Source organism: Mycetocola sp., assembly GCF_046716805.1.
GTDB lineage: Bacteria > Actinomycetota > Actinomycetes > Actinomycetales > Microbacteriaceae > Mycetocola_A.
Window position 1 is genome coordinate 52202 of the sequence record NZ_JBKJWH010000124.1, and the last position, 17127, is coordinate 69328.

The window sequence follows — 17127 nt, forward strand, 5'->3', positions numbered from 1 at the left end:
TTCCTTCCGATTCAGCACTGCGTCGCCAGATGCGCGCCGGAGCGAAGCTTCCCGGCGGTCAGCACGCAGGCGACTGACCGTGTGCGAGCGGATTCGTAAGCGGCGAGGATGATCCCGAGTACGTCGATGCCGTCTTCGTGGTTGTGGATCGGGCGCGTCCCCAAGCGGATGCTGTCGGCGAAGTGCGCAATCTCCGCCTCGAACTCGTGCACCGGTGAGAAGTCGACCACCACCGGGTCCGAACCGCGGAGGGTGTAGCTGAGGCTCACGCCGTCGCTCGTCAGCGAACCGCGTTCACCGACCACGGAGAAGCGCTCGGTGTTGGCCGGCTTCCGGATGCCTCGACGAGCGCCACTTCTCGGCGTATCTCGTTTCGGAAACGGTCGCGTGCGCTCAGCCCTGGAAGTCTTCCGGGTCGACCTCGTCCAGGAACTTCCGGAACTCGTCGAGCCGCTCCTCCTGCTCCTCCGGGTCGGTCCTGTCGCCCTCGTCGACGATGCCTGCCTCTTCGAGAACCTCGTCGTTCACCCAGATGGGCGCGTCCACCCGGGCAGCGATGGCTATCGCATCCGAGGGGCGGGAATCGATGGCCAGTGCCCCCTCTCTTGTGCGGAGCGTGATCTCCGCATAGAACGTGCCGTCCTCGATCTTCGTGACATCCACGCGTTCGACGGTGGCACCGACCGCCTCCAGCAGAGTCTTCATGAGGTCGTGAGAGAGCGGGCGGGGCGCCTCAGCACCCTCCACGGCGATGAGGATGGATGTCGCCTCCTGCGCGCCGATCCAAATGGGAAGCATCCGTTCGCCGTCGGCCTCGGTCAGCGGTTTCAGGAGGATGAGAGGCTGGCCGCGGGAGTCCAGCGCGACGCCGACGATACGAACCTGAACCATGGCAACCTCCCCTGGGGGCAACGGGCCTGAACCTTCATGGTAGGTCAGCCGGGCGTTCTAAACGAGCTGCCTGGCAAGGAAAGCAGCCTCCGTCCGGGTGGACGCCCCGAGCTTGCGGAGGATGGCGGAGACATGCACACTCGCCGTCTTCGAACTGATGAACAGCTGCTCTCCGATCTGCCGGTTGCTGAGCCCCTGGGCGATGAGCTCGAGGACCTGCCGTTCGCGGGCCGTGAGCTCCGTGGCATCCGTTCGCGCGGCGCTGTCGTCGAGGGGGATGCCTGCGCGCGACGCCACCACCTCCGCCTCGGCCCGGACGAAGCCGGCACCGAGGAGGTCGGCTTCAGCGATCGAGTCCACGAGGGAAGTTGCTGCAGCCGAGCGGTTGCCTGATTCTGCCTGGGCGCGGCCGAGGCGGAGCAGCAGATACGGGCGGAGATGCGCGGGCGCGGCGCTGTCGGCAGCCTGGGCGACGGCGCGCTGCCAGGCGTCGGGATCGTTGCCGGCCGCGGCCGGGCCGGAGAGTTCGGCATCGATCACGGATTCCCACAGCCGGCTGGTCGGCCAGAAAGCCAGTCCCGCGGTCAGGGCCCGGATGTGTGCTTCGGCGGCGACATCGTCGGCTTCGGCGAGCGGCGCGGAGCCCGGCAAGGGCGCGGGCTGCCGTGGCGAGGAGCGGCAGGTCGTATCCGGGGTACGGGCGGCGATCCGGTTCGAACAGAACGGAGACGTCGGTCCAGGCCTGCTTCGGGTCGTGCCTGGCCAGGGCCAGTTCGGCTGCTGTGCGTGCATGGCCGAGTTTCACCTGCAATTCGACGTCGGCCAGTGCGAGAAACCCGGCACGCATGCTGCGGTAGGCCTTCGTCGCCCCGTCGACGTCTCCTCACCAGATCATTAGGAACAGTCGCGCCCGCTGCAGGTAGGCATCGAAGGCAGGGGGAGGCAGGAGCGTGAGCGCCCGGTCGATGAGGCGGTCAGCGCGCTCCCAATCGCCGAGGGCGATCAGCGGGTCGATGGCGTTCGCCTGGAGGACGATCCGGGAACTGCGTTCGACTCCGAGCTCATGGGCACGCGCAACGCCGAGTTCGGCGATGCGCAGCGTGGCTTAGGAGCGCACGCAACAGGAAACGGTGCCCAGAAATGCCCAATTCCTACTGCTGGGTGTGTAACGCCGCCGTTCCGCCCGGTTGAGCGTGCGCGCTCCCACTGTTCTTAATGGGGTGGCAGCAGGAATCCGTCCTCGACGAGCGCCCGCACCCGCGGCAGCAGTTCGTCGAGCAGTTCGAGGTAGTCGGCGTCGAGCAACTGGGCGATCGCGCCGACCACCGCCGCAACCGAGAGGTCGCCGTCGCTCGCACCGACCAGGGCCGAGAGTCCCGTGTCCATGCGGACGGTGCGGCCGAAGCCGCCGCCCTGGCGCAGCACCATGGCGGTCGGATGCTCGGCGCCCGGCCAATAGTGGCGTTCCTCGGTGACGTCCGGGGCGACGGTGAGCTGGGCGAGGCCGAGTTCCTCGTTCGATCGGACCGCCTGCCAGTCATGGCCGGCGAGAGCGGCGGCGAGGTGCACGCCAAGGCCCGTTTCGTTGGAGCCGAGGGAACCGTGCAGTCGCTCGAGGCGACGCAGTGTCGGGGGGCCGGCCAGCGGCATCCGGAGTGTGATGTAACCGAAGCCGACCGAGGTGACGCGGCGGGCGGCGAAGTCGTCGAGCCACGCTGTGTAGAGGCGTTCGAACTCGGGGGTGCCGGAGCGGGTGCCGCCGTCGCGGATCCAGGTTTCGGCGTATTGGGCTGGGTCCTGAACGTCGCGTTCGATGATCCAGGCGTCGAGGCCTGTGCCGTCGACCCAGCCGCCGACGCGGCGGAAGGCGTCCTGGCCGACGCGGTACTCCCAGTTGCCGAGCAGTTGGGCGACCCCACCGGGGTGCAGGTGTGCCGCGGCGCCGCGGATCACTGCTTCGACGAGCGCGTCACCCTCCATGCCGCCGTCGCGGTACTCGTAGGCGGGAACACCCTCCATCCGCGGCGTGATGACGAACGGCGGATTGGAGACGATCTGGTCGAAGCGTTCTCCGCGCACCGGCTCGAACAGGTCGCCGTGCCGGAATTCGATGTTGGAGATACCGTTGAGTTCCGCATTGATTCGCGCGAGCACGAGGGCACGCTCGGAGATGTCCGTGGCGACGACCGAGACGGCATGCCGGGCCGCGTGCATCGCCTGGATGCCGCATCCGGTACCGAGGTCAAGGACGCTGCCCACCGGAGTCTGCATCATCAGGCCGCTCAGCGTCATGGACGCGCCGCCGACACCGAGCACGTGCTCCTCGCCGAGCGGGCGGCCGAGGGCGAGCTCGCCGAGGTCTGACACGATCCACCAGCTGCCGGCACCGGCTGCGTCGACGAAGCTGTACGGGCGCAGGTCGAGGAGCGGTCGAACGTCGGCGCCGTCCGAAGCGACGAGTCCGAGTTCGGTCGCGCCGGCGACGCCGAGAGTCGGCAGGGCCGCGTTCAGCTCGTCCGGTCCGACCGGCAGGCCGAGCACGAACAGCCGGGCGAGCGTCGCGGATGCGTCGACTCCCGTCTCCTCGCGTCGCGCGAGGGCACGCAAAGCCGGGACCCTCTCGTTGCGGTGCAGCGCGGCATCCGCTTCGTCGCCCCACAGGGCGGTGAGCGTCGTCACCGTGAACCGGGCGGAGTCGAGGTCGGATCGGAGGCGGTGCACGAGCTCTGAAATCACGGTCCCCAGTCTGGCACCGTGTGGCAGTGCTCATGACTCCGCCAAACCGCGCCGGTTGTGCTGCATGTGCCCCCGGACTGGCCGTTCCCGACTCGATTGGCGGAATTGTGCGCACGAACCGCCTGACCCACAGCCGCGAGTGCGAGACTGGTCGCATCATGAAGACTCTGTTGAACATCATCTGGGTGGTTCTGTCAGGATTCTGGCTGTTTCTCGGCTACATGCTCGCCGCGGCCATCATGTGCATCCTCATCGTCACCATCCCGTGGGGCATCGCGGCCGCCCGGATCGGTGTGTACGCGCTCTGGCCGTTCGGCAAAGAGGTCGTCGATCGGCCGACCGCCGGTGTCGGCTCGGCGATCGGCAACGTGATCTGGCTCATCCTCGCCGGCTGGTGGATCGCCCTCGAACACATCGTCGTCGGCGCGCTCCTCTGCGTAACGATCATCGGCATCCCCTTCGGCTGGGCGAACTTCAAGATGGTCCCCCTCGCACTCCTCCCTCTTGGAAAGCAGATCGTCGACAACTGACGGATGCCGCGGGCTGGCCCCATCGGGGGCGCTGTCACGTTCGCGCGGGTCTTTTTGCAGCGGGCGGGTGAAGCGGCACCCGCCCGGAGCGATTCGACCCGCGCCACCGATCCGGCGGATGCCGCAGGGCCCGCCTGTCAGCAGCACCTGCGAAGCTGGACGCATGACGAACACCGCCACCGACACCCGCGCGAACGCCCTCGAGATCCTGCGGACCCTCGTGGGTTCACCAGACGCCGACTTCCACGAGGGCCAGTTCGAGGCGATCGAGACGCTCGTCGCCGACCGTCAGCGCGCGCTCGTCGTCCAGCGCACCGGCTGGGGCAAGTCAGCGGTCTACTTCGTCGCCACTCTGCTGCTGCGCCGCCAGGGCGCCGGTCCGACGTTGCTCGTCTCACCGCTCCTCGCTCTCATGCGCGACCAGGTCGAAGCCGCCGCCCGTGCCGGCGTTCGCGCCGTCGCGATCAACTCCGCCAACCCCCACGAGTGGGGCGACGTGCTGCAGAAGCTCGACGCAGACGAGGTCGACGTTCTCCTCGTCTCGCCCGAGCGGCTCAACAACCCGCGGTTCCGCGAGGAGCAACTGCCGAAGCTCATCCCGCGCACGGGCCTGCTCGTCGTCGACGAAGCACACTGCATCTCGGACTGGGGCCACGACTTCCGCCCGGACTACCGCCGCCTCCGCGACCTCATCGCCGAGATGCCGCACGGCGTTCCGGTTCTCGCGACGACCGCCACCGCGAACTCCCGCGTCGTCATCGATGTCGCCGAGCAACTGGAACAGGCCGGCGGCGAACCGGTCGTGACGATCCGCGGGCCGTTGGCGCGAGCATCCCTCAGACTCGGCGTGCTGCGCCTGCCCGATGCCGGCGCACGCCTCGGCTGGCTGCTCAGCCACCTCGGCGACCTGACCGGCTCCGGCATCATCTATGCGCTCACCGTCTCAGCCGCCGAAGACACCGCTCGGCTGCTGCGCGAGGCGGGTCACGAAGTGCAGGCGTACACCGGGCGAACGGATGCCGGCGACCGGGAAGGACTGGAACAGGCGCTCAAGAACAACCAGGTCAAGGCGCTTGTCGCGACGAGCGCGCTCGGCATGGGCTTCGACAAGCCCGACCTCGGTTTCGTGATCCACCTCGGGGCGCCGTCATCCCCTGTCGCCTACTACCAGCAGGTGGGCCGGGCCGGCCGGGCCGCGAGAATCGCCGGCAAGGTGGCCAGCGCGGATGTGCTGCTCCTCCCCGGCACCGAGGACGAAGCGATCTGGCAGTACTTCGCCACCTCCTCGATGCCGAACGAGCAGAAAGCCCTCGCGGTGATCGACGAGCTGGCCTTCGAGGGGGCGCCGCTGTCGACCCCGGCTCTCGAGGCGCGGGTCAACCTCAAACGCACGCCGCTCGAACTGTTGCTCAAGGTGCTCGACGTCGATGGCGCCGTGCAGCGGGTCACCGGCGGTTGGGTCGCGACCGGCAAACCGTGGGTGTACGACGCCGAGCGTTACGAACGCATCGCCGCCGCTCGCGTGCAGGAGCAGAACTCGATGCTCGAATACGAACGCACCACCGGATGCCGGATGGAATTCCTCCAGCGCGCCCTCGATGACGACACCGCCGTGCCGTGTGGTCGCTGCGACAACTGTGCAGCGGCAGCCGGGCAGCCGGCCTGGTACCCGAGCGATGTGCGGGAGGAAGCATCCGGCCAGGCGCAGAAGTCACTGAGCCGGGTCGGGGTCGCCATCGAACCCCGGGCGCAGTGGCCCACCGGCGCCGACAAGCTCAGCGTGCCCGTGAAGGGCAAGATCGCGCCCGCGGACCGCGTCGAAGCGGGGCGAGCCCTCGCCCGACTCACCGACCTCGGCTGGGGCGGAACACTCCGCGACCTGTTCTCGCCCGGCACACCGGATGCCCCGGCGAGCCCCGCTCTCGTTCAGGCCTGCATCCGGGTGCTCGCCGAGTGGGGTTGGGAGGAACGGCCGGCCGCTGTCGTGAGCATCCCATCGAGGCGCCGACCCCAGCTGGTCGACTCGGTCGCCCGCGCCCTCTCGGACGTCGGCCGGTTGCCGTACCTCGGTGCGTTGAGCCTCCAGAACGGCGGCCCTTCGGGCGAGCCCGGCGGCAACAGTGCCTACCGACTGGCCAGCGTCTGGGACCGGTTCGGCCTCGACCCAGCGCTGGTAACCGCTCTCGAGGGTTACCGTTCTCGCCCCGTTCTGCTGGTCGACGATCTGGTCGACAGCCGCTGGACGATCACCGTCGCCGGCCGTCTGCTTCGCGGCGCCGGCGCATCCGCTGTACTGCCGTTCAGCCTCGCCGTGCAGGCGTAGCGGGCAGGTCGCCGGCCACCACCGTCGACAGGTCGGGCCCGAACACGAAGCGGCGCTCAGAGTATTCGCCGTCGAGCGCTGCGGGAAGCCAGTGCTTCGCGTCGTCCCACATGCGGTCGAACGGGATGTCGTCGACCCGGTGCCAGCGCAGGAGGAGCTCGTCGGATTCGACGATCTCACCCCGCCAGGCATACGTCGCAAACACCCACGAGACCTGGCTCCAGGCGGGCCGATCCGGGAATTCGTAACGGATGCGTCCCAGGGGCGTCAGGTCCTCCTCGAGAACCTGGAGACCGGATTCCTCGAGCACTTCACGTACGACGGCCTGCGCCGGGGACTCACCGGGCTCGAGCTTTCCCCCCGGTCCGACCATCTTTCCGAGGCCGAGCCCCTTCTTCTTTTCCCCGAGGAGGACCTCGTAACCTCCTGAACCGGTTTCGCGCAGGATGTAGCAGACGCAGACCTCGGGAAGGTCGGGAAGCGCGGTGGTCATACGCCGAGCGTACGCGCCTGGATCGACGGGAGCGTTCGGCGAGGGGTGGGTTGTTCGGTTCCACCGTTCGTAACTTCGCCAGATGTGCCCCACGGGTGACGCTATCCGCCTGAAAGTGGTCATCGGGCACGGAATCTCCGAAGCTGCGAACGGCGCGCTGGGCTCAGCGCTTCTCAGCGAGCCGCGCGCAATCGATGCAGAGTTCAGCGGCCGGCCGGGCATCGAGCCGAGCGCGACCGATCGGCTTGCCGCAGCGGGAGCACAACCCGAAGCTGCCGTCCTCGACGCGGGCGAGTGCCTTGTCGAGGACGATGAGCTGTCGAGCGGCCTCCTCCTGGAGGCCGGTCAGCCGGGACCATTCTGAGGCGATCGTGGGGCCTTCGGGGTCGTGCTCGTCGTCGGACTCGCCGTCGCGTGCCACTCGGACCTCGGCCAGCGAGACCTCGTGATTGTCCCGCTGGCGCACCAGCTCGGCACGTTGCTCTTCGAGGACCGCGCGGAAATGCTCCAAAGCTGCCTTGCTCAACCGTGAGTGTTCCATAACTCATCGTTGCACGCGGGTGGCCTTTTTCCCTGATTTGTGCAGGCGCGCTGCCCGGTCTGCCCCCGTCTGCAGGAGAAGGCGTACCCTTTAACGGGCATCAGACGCGATCTGGAAGGGGCCGACATGACCACAATGCCATTCGACCTCGATCGCCTGCGCCGCTACGCCCGCGACGAACTCGATGTGATCATCGAGCACCGCTGCCGCGCCGGCGAAGACCCGTACGACTTCATCCACGACCTCCCGACGGTCGACGAGCTCGTCGTTCATGAACTGCGGGCCGATGCCCTCGACGCGCGGGGCCTCACCACCCAGTACACGATGGCCCGGTATGCCGCTCGGAGCAACCGACCGGATGCCGACACCCACCGCCACAACGTCGCCCGGCTCGAGTACGACCTGCTCCGCGAAATAGCGCTCGAGCACCCGGACCTCACGCGCACGGTGTGGACGATGATCGGCGAGATCGGCCTGTAGCGCCACTCTGGCTGGAAGCAGCCAGCCCTCCCCATGCGGCCGGTGAGGATTCCTCTTCCACTGATCGCCGATTGCACACCGACCAGCGACTCTCTCGCGGCATCCTCGATCCATGCCGTACATGTACATCCTCCGCTGCTCCGACGGGACGCTGTACACAGGCAGCACCTGGGACCTTTCGCATCGGATGGATCAGCACGACCCGGGTTCGGGCGCGACGTCTACGTCTCGCCGGCCGCTCACACTCGTCTACTTCGAGCACTTCGACCGGATCGACGAGGCGTACTACCGCGAACGCGAGATCCACGGCTGGACCCGGTGGAAGAAGGACCGGCTGATCGCGGGAGGGCCGTGCGGACGCGACCCGCCGGAGTCGGTTCGAGTCTGTCGCCCGGCTGGGTGCGAACGAGCAAGCGGGCTACGACCCAACGGACAAGCGGCCGAGCGGAGTGGCTGGCGGCATCCGTCCAGCGTCCCCGCGTAGAATCAGGTCTCATGCTGGCGAGGCCCGGAGCCAGCGAGAGCCTATGACCAAGAACAGATTTCCGAAGACGCTGCGTGTGCTCGTTGCCACCGCAGTCGGCTTGGTGTCCCTTGGCGTCGGGACAGGGGCGGCAGCGCTCAACACCCCCTCAATCCCCGCGACGGCGAACCAGGCGGTCCCGGCTCTCGCGCCGGCGGCCGCTCCCATCGAAGACATCACCGTCGAGATCAGTTCATCGGCCAGCTTCCTCAGCGCGGATGAAGCAATGACGGTGACAGTGACCATCGACAACTCGACGGCGGCCGCTCTGCCCGCCGGCACACTCGTTCTTGAATCGGGCACCGAACCGATCGAGTCGCGCGAAGCGCTGGCCGACTGGCTGTCCGGAACGGGCAAGCTCGCGAGCGATCGCCCACTGACGAGCGTGCCCATCCCGGTTCTCGAGCCGGGCGCGCGCCACACCATGACACCCATCACGGTCAACGCCGAACTGCTCGGCCTGCCCGCCGCAGCGGGCGCTTATCCGCTCGACGCGAGCTACACCAGCGCCGACGCGGTCGTCGGCGCCACGGAAACGATCGTCCACACGCCGGATGCAACGAACCGCCCTCTCGGCGTCGCGGTTGCCGCTCCGATCACCGCGCCACCTGGAACTACGGGACTCCTCGGTGGCGACGCCCTGGCGCTCTACACGTCACCGACCGGGGTGCTTACCCGCCAGCTGGACGGGCTCATCGACCGCCCGGTCGCACTCGGCATCGATCCGATGATCATCGCGTCGATCCGTGCCCTCGGCAGCGCAGCCCCTGCGTCGGCCGTGAACTGGCTCGACCGGCTCAGCCGCGCCACCAATGAAACCTTCCCGCTCCAGTTCTCGGATGCCGACGCGTCGGTCCAGGCGCAGGCCGGCCTGCCCGGTCTGCTGAACCCCACCTCGCTTCGGTACAGCCTCGACCCGGAGAACTTCGTCGAGCGCGCTCCTGATTCCGAGCCAGACGACCCCAACAACCCGGCCCCCGCGGAACCCGCTCCCACCACCGACCCGTCGACTACGCCGTCACCGAGCCCCGGCGAGCCGACATTGCCCACGCTCGCTGAATTGACGGAGTGGCCATACACGACGACGGGCATCGTCTGGCCGGACGACGGCACCGTCCAGGCCGCGGACCTTGCGGTGTTCTCGGCGTCCGGCGCCACCACCACCGTCGTGTCATCCGCGAATGTAACCACCGAAGACGGTTACACGGCGGGGGCGGCGGGTACAGCGGGTGACGCGTCAGTCCTCGTTTCGGATGCCGCCGCATCCGACGCGTTGCGAGAGGCCGCGACCGCCGTCACCACCGACGAACAGTTGAACGCCCTGACGAACCTCGCCAGCCAGCTGATGGTGATCGCTGCGGAGGAGGACGCCCCGCAGCGCACGGTGCTGCTCACCCTCGACCGTGGTTGGCCGCTGTCCGGGTCTCGCCTGAGTGACGCGATCACCGGGTTGATGGCCATGCCCACCGTCTCAGCCGCGGTGCTGAGTGCAGCGGTGGCGCAAGAGGCCACGGCCGTGTCGATCAACGACGCACCGCAGTCACCCGATCGCATCGCCCTCGTGAAACGCCTGCACACCCGGGAAGCGAGCCTGGCCGAGTTCTCCACGATGCTCGACGAGCCGGCGCTGCTCACCGGCCGCGAACGCGCTGAGATTCTCTCCTTGCTTGCAGTCGGCTGGCGCTCGGACTCCGGCTGGACAAGCGCCGTGACCGCCCACGACACCGCGACCACGAGCACCCTCCAGTCCGTCTCCATCACAGCGACCAGTCCGATCCTCATGGTCAGCAATCAGTCCTCACTGCCGTTCTCGGTGCGAAACGAATACGACCTGCCCGTCACCGTGGTCTTGCAGGCGTCCAGTTCAAGCCTGAAGCTCAGCGTCGACTCGAGTGTCACCCAGAAGATCGCGCCGCACGCTCGGGAATCAGTACGGGTACCGGTCGAGGCCCGGCTCGGCAACGGCGACGTCACCGTGCGCCTGCAGCTCTATTCGCCCCAAAGCGCCGTGATCGGGGAAAGCTCGCTCGTTCCCGTCACCGTGCGAGCGGACTGGGAGGGCATCGGCGCCGCCGCGCTCGTTGTCTTCATCGCCCTTCTGTTCATCGGTGGCCTCATCCGCACCGTGCACAAGCGCCGGGCCGAAAGACGCCATCCGGCGAACACGGCTGGCGCGACCGACACGGATGCCACAGCAACAGACAGCGTGGACGCGGGGGAGCGATGACCAAAACGACCGAAAGCGGCAGTATCGGACGGGCCAGCGTCTTCCTGGCATCCGGAACGATGGTGTCTCGCATCCTCGGTTTCGTGAAGGCCATGCTGCTCGCCGCGACGATCGGTCTCGTCAGCAGCAAAAGCGCTGACGCGTTCGGGGTGGCGAACCAGCTGCCGAACACCCTTTACGTCATCATCGCCGGGGGCGTGCTCAGCGCGATCCTCGTGCCGTCGATCGTGCGCTCGATCGTGCACGCCGATGGCGGTCGTTCCTACGTCAACAAACTGCTGACCATCACGCTCGTCGTACTGTTTGCGGCGACGGCGCTCGCGGTCGCGCTCGCCCCGTTCCTCGTGCACATCTACTCCGTCCAGCTCGACCCGGAGGCTCGTGCGCTCGCGATCGCCTTCGCGTACTGGTGCCTGCCGCAGATCTTCTTCTACGGGCTGTACACGGTGCTCGGGGAGATCCTCAACGCGCACAAACTTTTCGGTCCGTTCACCTGGGCGCCGGTGATCAACAACGTCGTTGCGATGGCCGGGCTCGTGCTCTTCATCGTCTTCTTCGGCGCCGACCCCAACGGCGAACGGCTTGTCACCGCGTGGACGCCGGACATGATCACCCTGCTGGCCGGCACCGCGACGCTCGGTGTGGCGATGCAAGCGCTCGTGCTGTTCTTCTTCTGGCGCCGGATCGGACTCAGCTACCGCCCCGACTTCCGCTGGCGGGGCATCGGCCTGCGCGCCACAGGCAAACTGGCCGGCTGGTCCTTCGCGATGCTCGCGCTGACGACGCTCGCCGGGCTCGTCCAGAGCAACGTCGCCCTCATCGCATCCGGAAACGGGCCGTCCACGGCAACCCTGCAGAACGCCTGGCTCATCTTCATGCTGCCGCACTCCGTCATCACCCTCTCGGTCGCCACCGCCTACTTCACCCGGCTCGCTGAACACGTTCGCGAGAACCGCACCGAAGAGCTGAAAACGGATGTCTCCACCGCGATCCGCCAAATCACTTTGATCATCGTGCTGGCCACCGCGGGTCTCATCGTCCTGGCATTCCCGTTCGCCGGTCTGTTCACTGCGGCGTTCGCCGACACGGCCGCGATGGGGTTCGTGCTCATCGCCTACCTGGTCGGCCTCGTCCCGTTCGCCGTGCTGTTCGTCTTCCAGCGCACGTTCTATGCCCTCGGCGACACCCGCACGCCCTTCTTCTTCACTCTCGTTCAGGTCACCGTCTACATCGCCCTGGCGCTGTTGTGCTCGATGCTTCCCCTGCGGTTCATCGGAATCGGGCTCGCCATCTCGATGTCGATCTCGATCATCGTCCAGATGGTGATCGCGGGCATCCTTCTGCGCAGGCAGATCTCCGGCCTGGAGATTCCCCGCATCGTGCGGAGCCTCACCATCTACTCGGCCGCTGCGATCCCCGCTGTCCTCGTCGGCGCCGGCCTCGTCTGGCTCCTCGGCGGCTACACCGGCGGCTGGGCGCTGGCATCCGTTCTCGGCGCCCTCGTCACCATGGCTCTTGTCGCCGCCGTCATGTCTGTCGTCTATGTCGGCGCCCTGATCGCCATGCGCTCACCGGAGCTGCGCGAAGCGATCGCCCCGATCATGCGTCGCCTGCGCCGCGGTTAGCGCCTCCCCGACGCTCTAAAGGGCTGACGCGGGTCGTTGAGCTGCACGCGGGTGCAGCCACACCCGCTCCCACCCCTTTCACCCGCGCGAGGGACCGCTGCGCGCCACAGCAGGCGCGGCAGTCAGCGGCCCGGAATATCGTCGAACTAAGATGTGTTCCACTCAGCGATGCCATCTTTCCAAGGAGCTTCTGTGCGCAACGTCATCATCATCGGGTCCGGTCCGGCCGGCTACACCGCCGCCATTTACGCGGCACGGGCGAACCTCAACCCGCTGCTTCTCGCCTCGAGCGTCGAAGCCGGTGGTGAATTGATGAATACGACCGAGGTCGAGAACTACCCCGGTTTCCCCGAGGGAATCCAGGGCCCCGAACTCATGACCAAGTTCCAGGAGCAGGCGGAACGCTTCGGAACCGAGGTCATCCTCGACGACGTCACCGAGGTTTCGCTCGAGGGCGACGTCAAGACGGTGAAAACCGGGTACTCCGGCGACTTCGAGGCCTCATCCGTCATCGTCGCGACCGGCAGCGCGTACCGCAAGCTCGGCCTTGCCGACGAGGAGCGCCTCTCCGGGCGCGGAATCTCGTGGTGCGCCACCTGCGACGGCTTCTTCTTCAAGCAGAAGACGATTGCTGTGGTCGGCGGCGGCGACTCGGCCATGGAAGAGGCGACCTTCCTCACCCGGTTTGCGTCGAAGGTTTATGTCATCCACCGCAAGGACACCCTCCGGGCGTCGAAGATCATGCAGGAGCGTGCCTTCGCCAACGACAAGATCGAGTTTCTCTGGAACTCCGAGGTCGTCGGCATCTCCGGTGAAAACGCCGTCGACGGTGTCACCCTGAAGTCCACTGTCGACGGAACCGAAAGCCACCTCGAACTCGGCGGCCTGTTCGTGGCGATCGGCAACGACCCGCGTACCCACCTGTTCCACGGCCAGCTCGAGCTCACCAAGGACGGCACCATTGCCGTCGACGGTCGCTCATCCCGCACGAACCTGCCGGGCGTTTTCGCCGCTGGTGACGTCATCGATCCGACCTACCGTCAGGCCGTGACCGCCGCGGCATCCGGAACCGTCGCCGCCCTGGACGCAGAACACTTCCTCGCGAGCCTCGAGCAGGAAGCCGACTACAACCCGGAGATCGCGGCAGCTGTCGCGGCATCCGTCTAGCTTCGATCCATCCACAAAGGAGATAACCTATGTCAGCACGCGCCGTATCCGAAAGCACCTTCGACAAAGAGGTTCTGCAGAGCGCCCGCCCGGTCCTCGTGGACTTCTGGGCCGAATGGTGTGGCCCCTGCCGCATGGTGTCGCCGATCCTCGACCAGATCGCCTCTGAGAACATCGACAAGCTCGACATCGTCAAGGTGAACGTCGACGAGAACCCGGGCCTGGCCATGCAGTACCAGATCACCTCCATCCCTGCACTCAAGGTGTTCAAGGGCGGCGAGGTGGCGCAGACCATCATCGGAGCAAAGCCCAAAGCAGCCCTCGAGGCCGACCTGGCCGCCTTCCTGGCGTAGCCCGACGACCCTCGAAATCGACCCGTCCGGCACACGCCGGGCGGGTCGTTTTTCATTTTCCCGAGGAGGGATGCTTCTGCCCCGCGAACCAAGCGCACCCATGCCAGATAACATCAAGTAGGAACCAGGAACGGAAGAACAGTGTCAGAACCAGTCCACCGCCAAGCATCCGGAAACAATCTCGACCCGTGGTACGGCGCCTACGCCGCCCGCACGGCCGGGTTGGCCGCCAGCGAGGTCCGTGCACTGTTCGCCGTCGCGAGCCGCCCAGAGGTCGTCTCGCTGGCCGGGGGGATGCCGTTCGTGTCCGCCCTCCCCGAGGACCTGGTGACGGATGCCATGAGTCGCGTCATGCGCGAACAGGGTCCCGTCGCGCTGCAGTACGGCTCAGGGCAGGGTGTCGAGAAGCTCCGCGAGCAGACCCTCGAGGTCATGGCTCTCGAGGGCATCCAGGGCAGCGCCTCCGATGTCGTCATCACGACAGGAAGCCAGCACGCGCTCGAGCTGTTCAGCAAGCTCTTCATCGACCCGGGTGACGTCGTCATCGCCGAAGGGCCGAGCTACGTTACGGCGATGGTGATCTTCAAGAGCTACCAGGCCGAGGTCGACCACGTCCCGATGGACCAGGACGGACTGATTCCCGAGGCGCTGCGCGAACACATCGCGAGTCTCAAGGCTGCCGGCAAAAGAATCAAGTTCCTCTACACGATCCCGACCTTCCACAACCCGGCCGGGGTCACCCTGTCCGAGGCACGGCGCAGCGAAATTCTTGAGATTGCCCGGGAGAATGACATCCTCGTGCTCGAGGACAACCCGTACGGCCTGCTCTACTTCGACCAGAAGCCTCCAGCTGCGCTGCGATCGCTTGAATCGGATGGCGTCGTCTACCTGGGCACGTTCTCGAAGACCCTCGCGCCCGGGTTCCGGGTGGGCTGGGCCCTTGCCCCGCACGCCATCCGCGAAAAGCTCATCCTGGCCAATGAGGCAGCAATCCTCTGCCCGTCCTCCTTCAGCCAGCTCGTGATCTCGCAGTATCTCGACCAGGCCGACTGGAAGGGCCAGATCAACACCTTCCGCGACGTGTACAAGGAGCGGAAGGAAACAATGCTCTCCGCACTCGGGGAGTATTTGCCCGACCTCACCTGGACAAACCCGACCGGCGGCTTCTACGTCTGGCTCACCCTGCCTGAGAGCCTTGACTCCAAGGCCATGCTGCCGCGTGCGGTCAAGGAACTGGTCGCGTACACGCCTGGGACGGCGTTCTTCGCCGACGGGGACGGCCGTCGGAACATGCGTTTGTCGTTCTGCTACCCGACACCGGAGAGCATCCGCGTGGGCATCCGCCGCCTTGCCACCGTCATCAATGGGGAGCTCGACTTGCTCAACACTTTCGCGGGAACGGGCCGACTGACACGTTCGCAGTCGCGCGGCCAGTTCGCGGGGCCACCCCCAAACATGTCCTGACGCCCAGCCACCACAGACCAGAGAAAAGGCCTGATCATGACTACATTCAAAAAGCTCAATATTGTGGTGCTCGCTGGCGGGATCTCCCACGAACGTGATGTGTCCCTGCGCTCTGGGCGCCGGGTGGCCGAGGAACTGCAGGCCGCTGGGCACTCCGTCACGCTGCGCGACCCGGATGCCTCCCTGCTGTCGGCGCTGACCGAGAACGCTCCGGATGTCGTCTGGCCTGCTCTGCACGGAGCCAGCGGCGAGGACGGAGCGCTCCAGGCGCTGCTGCGCGCCCGCGGCATCCGTTATGTCGGGTCTCATCCCGAGGGGGCAGGCCTGGCCTGGTTCAAGCCGACCGCCAAGGTGCTGGTTTCTCGTGCCGGGATTGCAACGCCGGACTGGTTGACCCTGCCCGACGGCACCTTCCGGGAGCTGGGCGCCACCGGCGTTCTGGCCGAAGTGCTCTACGGCATAGGCGACGCCGCTGTCGTGAAGCCGGCGCAGGGCGGCTCCGCCCAGGGTGTGACGATCGTGACGGATGCCACCGACCTGCCCCGGGCAATGGTCGACGCCTACACCTACTCGGATGTCGCCCTGATCGAGAAGAAGATCGAGGGCACGGAGCTCGCCATCACGGTGATGGACTCGGGACACGGACCCGTGGCGCTTCCGGCCGTCGAGATTCAGCCACTGTCGGGCGTGTACAGCTTCGAGGCGCGCTACAACGCCGGGGAGACGACGTTCTACGCTCCGGCACGGCTCTCGGATGAGATCGCCGAGCGTGCGGCTGAGGTCGCGGTACGGGTGCATGCCCTGCTCGGTCTTCGCCACATCTCCCGCATCGACGTGATCGTCGACGCCGAGGGAGTGGTGTGGTTCCTCGAGGCGAACATGCTTCCGGGTCTGACCGAGACGTCACTCGTGCCCCAGGCGATCGAGGCCGCTGGGCTCACCCTCGCGTCCGCGTACAGCGCGCTGGCTGTCGCAGCGGCCGGGGAGTAACTCCCGGCCGCTCGCTTGAGCTCAGGCTCCGTAGACCGGCTCGCCGATCTCACCGAGAATCCTGTTCAGGTCACCGATGGTAGCAAAATCAATTGTGACCTGGCCTTTCTTGGCCCCCAGTGTCACCTTGACGCGGGTGTTGAGGCGGTCCCCGAGGCGTTCACCGATCTCGTCGAGGTGGCCGTGACGGTGACCCTGCGCCGGCTTCGGCTTCTTGGGAGCGAGGCCCTGGGCGGCGGCGGCTTCGGCGGCGCGCACCGAGAGGTCCTCGTTGACGATCTTGTCGGCGAGTCGCTGCATCCCCTCGGGGTTCCCAACGGAGAGGACGGCGCGGGCATGCCCGGCCGTGAGCACGCCGGCTGCGACGCGCTTCTGTACGGCTTCCGGCAGTTTTAAAAGCCGGATCGTGTTCGTGATTTGCGGCCGTGACCGGCCAATTCTCTGTGCGAGCTGGTCCTGCGTGATGCCGAAATCTGAGAGCAGCTGCTGGTAGGCGGATGCCTCCTCAAGTGGGTTGAGGTTGGAGCGGTGCAGGTTCTCGAGCAGCGCATCGCGAAGCATGTCTTCGTTGGCGGTGTCCTTGATGACCGCGGGGATGCTGTCGAGCCCAACTTCCTTCGTCGCCCGCAGCCGGCGCTCACCCATGATGAGCTCGTACTTGCCCTTTTCGGTGCCGTGCTGGCGCACGACGATCGGTTGAAGCACACCGACTTCACGGATGCTGTGCACAAGTTCGGCGAGGTGGTCAGCGTCGAAGTGGGTGCGGGGCTGCACGGCGTTCGGA

17 protein-coding genes are annotated in these 17127 nt (G+C 66.9%); 10 read left to right on the forward strand and 7 right to left on the reverse strand.

Annotation, left to right across the window (positions count from 1 at the left end; all coding sequences use genetic code 11):
* Positions 1-11: 11 nt before the first annotated feature.
* The 4 genes from ACLQ62_RS09940 to ACLQ62_RS09955 all read right to left on the reverse strand — a co-directional run bounded on the left by ACLQ62_RS09940 (position 12) and on the right by ACLQ62_RS09955 (position 3627).
* Complete coding sequence (locus ACLQ62_RS09940) at positions 12-338, reverse strand: Gfo/Idh/MocA family oxidoreductase (RefSeq protein WP_411721490.1); 327 nt, start codon at positions 336-338, stop codon at positions 12-14.
* Positions 339-393: 55 nt separating this feature from the next.
* Positions 394-891, reverse strand: a complete 498-nt coding sequence (locus tag ACLQ62_RS09945; protein ID WP_411721472.1) for a bifunctional nuclease family protein — start codon at positions 889-891, stop codon at positions 394-396.
* A gap of 57 nt (positions 892-948) precedes the next feature.
* Positions 949-1542 (reverse strand): helix-turn-helix domain-containing protein, encoded by a 594-nt coding sequence (locus ACLQ62_RS09950; RefSeq protein ID WP_411721473.1) that lies wholly within the window; start codon positions 1540-1542, stop codon positions 949-951.
* A 561-nt stretch (positions 1543-2103) separates the two neighbouring features.
* Positions 2104-3627 carry a class I SAM-dependent methyltransferase gene (locus tag ACLQ62_RS09955; RefSeq protein ID WP_411721474.1) on the reverse strand — a complete coding sequence of 508 codons (1524 nt, stop codon included), beginning with the start codon at positions 3625-3627 and terminating at the stop codon, positions 2104-2106.
* A gap of 158 nt (positions 3628-3785) precedes the next feature.
* Here ACLQ62_RS09955 and ACLQ62_RS09960 point away from each other — a divergent pair, with 158 nt between their 5' ends.
* Together ACLQ62_RS09960 and ACLQ62_RS09965 are read left to right on the forward strand one after the other, a co-directional pair.
* A complete protein-coding gene (locus ACLQ62_RS09960; protein WP_411721475.1) occupies positions 3786-4157 on the forward strand; it encodes a YccF domain-containing protein in 372 nt (123 codons plus the stop codon).
* Positions 4158-4320: 163 nt separating this feature from the next.
* On the forward strand, positions 4321-6480 hold the full coding sequence (locus ACLQ62_RS09965) for a RecQ family ATP-dependent DNA helicase (RefSeq protein WP_411721476.1): 2160 nt from the start codon (positions 4321-4323) through the stop codon (positions 6478-6480).
* On the opposite strand, the gene ACLQ62_RS09970 is transcribed toward ACLQ62_RS09965, so the two are convergent.
* Positions 6458-6973 carry an 8-oxo-dGTP diphosphatase gene (locus ACLQ62_RS09970; RefSeq protein WP_411721477.1) on the reverse strand — a complete coding sequence of 172 codons (516 nt, stop codon included), beginning with the start codon at positions 6971-6973 and terminating at the stop codon, positions 6458-6460. The two genes, ACLQ62_RS09965 and ACLQ62_RS09970, sit on opposite strands and share 23 nt — an antisense overlap.
* A 163-nt stretch (positions 6974-7136) precedes the next feature.
* Positions 7137-7514 carry a TraR/DksA family transcriptional regulator gene (locus ACLQ62_RS09975; protein ID WP_411721478.1) on the reverse strand — a complete coding sequence of 126 codons (378 nt, stop codon included), beginning with the start codon at positions 7512-7514 and terminating at the stop codon, positions 7137-7139.
* Positions 7515-7640: 126 nt separating this feature from the next.
* Between ACLQ62_RS09975 and ACLQ62_RS09980 the strand changes: the two genes are divergently transcribed.
* The 8 genes from ACLQ62_RS09980 (at position 7641) to ACLQ62_RS10015 (ending at position 16343) form a co-directional block, all read left to right on the forward strand.
* Positions 7641-7994 (forward strand): hypothetical protein, encoded by a 354-nt coding sequence (locus ACLQ62_RS09980; protein ID WP_411721479.1) that lies wholly within the window; start codon positions 7641-7643, stop codon positions 7992-7994.
* A gap of 112 nt (positions 7995-8106) precedes the next feature.
* Entirely contained in the window at positions 8107-8478 is a 372-nt protein-coding gene (locus ACLQ62_RS09985) for a GIY-YIG nuclease family protein (RefSeq protein WP_411721480.1), read from the forward strand.
* Positions 8479-8521: 43 nt separating this feature from the next.
* Entirely contained in the window at positions 8522-10744 is a 2223-nt protein-coding gene (locus ACLQ62_RS09990; RefSeq protein ID WP_411721481.1) for a DUF6049 family protein, read from the forward strand.
* Positions 10741-12369, forward strand: coding sequence for a murein biosynthesis integral membrane protein MurJ (gene murJ, locus ACLQ62_RS09995; protein ID WP_411721482.1), 1629 nt, complete (start codon positions 10741-10743; stop codon positions 12367-12369). Before ACLQ62_RS09990 ends, murJ begins: the two co-directional genes overlap by 4 nt.
* Positions 12370-12561: 192 nt before the next feature.
* Entirely contained in the window at positions 12562-13536 is a 975-nt protein-coding gene (gene trxB, locus ACLQ62_RS10000; RefSeq protein WP_411721483.1) for a thioredoxin-disulfide reductase, read from the forward strand.
* Positions 13537-13565: 29 nt separating this feature from the next.
* Positions 13566-13889 (forward strand): thioredoxin, encoded by a 324-nt coding sequence (gene trxA / locus ACLQ62_RS10005; RefSeq protein ID WP_411721484.1) that lies wholly within the window; start codon positions 13566-13568, stop codon positions 13887-13889.
* A gap of 141 nt (positions 13890-14030) precedes the next feature.
* Positions 14031-15353 (forward strand): PLP-dependent aminotransferase family protein, encoded by a 1323-nt coding sequence (locus ACLQ62_RS10010; RefSeq protein WP_411721485.1) that lies wholly within the window; start codon positions 14031-14033, stop codon positions 15351-15353.
* A gap of 36 nt (positions 15354-15389) precedes the next feature.
* Positions 15390-16343: a D-alanine--D-alanine ligase gene (locus tag ACLQ62_RS10015; protein WP_411721486.1), complete on the forward strand. Its 954-nt coding sequence runs from the start codon at positions 15390-15392 to the stop codon at positions 16341-16343.
* 21 nt (positions 16344-16364) lie between these two features.
* Here ACLQ62_RS10015 and ACLQ62_RS10020 read toward each other — a convergent pair.
* On the reverse strand, positions 16365-17127 hold a 763-nt coding region (locus ACLQ62_RS10020; RefSeq protein ID WP_411721487.1), incomplete at its 5' end, for a ParB/RepB/Spo0J family partition protein.

What these genes read in the sequence shown, in the direction of transcription:
- ACLQ62_RS09945 (WP_411721472.1), bottom strand. Translation starts at nt 891, where the DNA reads ATGGTTCAGGTTCGTATCGTCGGCGTCGCGCTGGACTCCCGCGGCCAG.
- ACLQ62_RS09960 (WP_411721475.1), top strand. Translation starts at nt 3,786, where the DNA reads ATGAAGACTCTGTTGAACATCATCTGGGTGGTTCTGTCAGGATTCTGG.
- ACLQ62_RS09965 (WP_411721476.1), top strand. Translation starts at nt 4,321, where the DNA reads ATGACGAACACCGCCACCGACACCCGCGCGAACGCCCTCGAGATCCTG.
- ACLQ62_RS09970 (WP_411721477.1), bottom strand. Translation starts at nt 6,973, where the DNA reads ATGACCACCGCGCTTCCCGACCTTCCCGAGGTCTGCGTCTGCTACATC.
- ACLQ62_RS09975 (WP_411721478.1), bottom strand. Translation starts at nt 7,514, where the DNA reads ATGGAACACTCACGGTTGAGCAAGGCAGCTTTGGAGCATTTCCGCGCG.
- ACLQ62_RS09980 (WP_411721479.1), top strand. Translation starts at nt 7,641, where the DNA reads ATGACCACAATGCCATTCGACCTCGATCGCCTGCGCCGCTACGCCCGC.
- ACLQ62_RS09985 (WP_411721480.1), top strand. Translation starts at nt 8,107, where the DNA reads ATGCCGTACATGTACATCCTCCGCTGCTCCGACGGGACGCTGTACACA.
- ACLQ62_RS09990 (WP_411721481.1), top strand. Translation starts at nt 8,522, where the DNA reads ATGACCAAGAACAGATTTCCGAAGACGCTGCGTGTGCTCGTTGCCACC.
- murJ (WP_411721482.1), top strand. Translation starts at nt 10,741, where the DNA reads ATGACCAAAACGACCGAAAGCGGCAGTATCGGACGGGCCAGCGTCTTC.
- trxA (WP_411721484.1), top strand. Translation starts at nt 13,566, where the DNA reads ATGTCAGCACGCGCCGTATCCGAAAGCACCTTCGACAAAGAGGTTCTG.
- ACLQ62_RS10015 (WP_411721486.1), top strand. Translation starts at nt 15,390, where the DNA reads ATGACTACATTCAAAAAGCTCAATATTGTGGTGCTCGCTGGCGGGATC.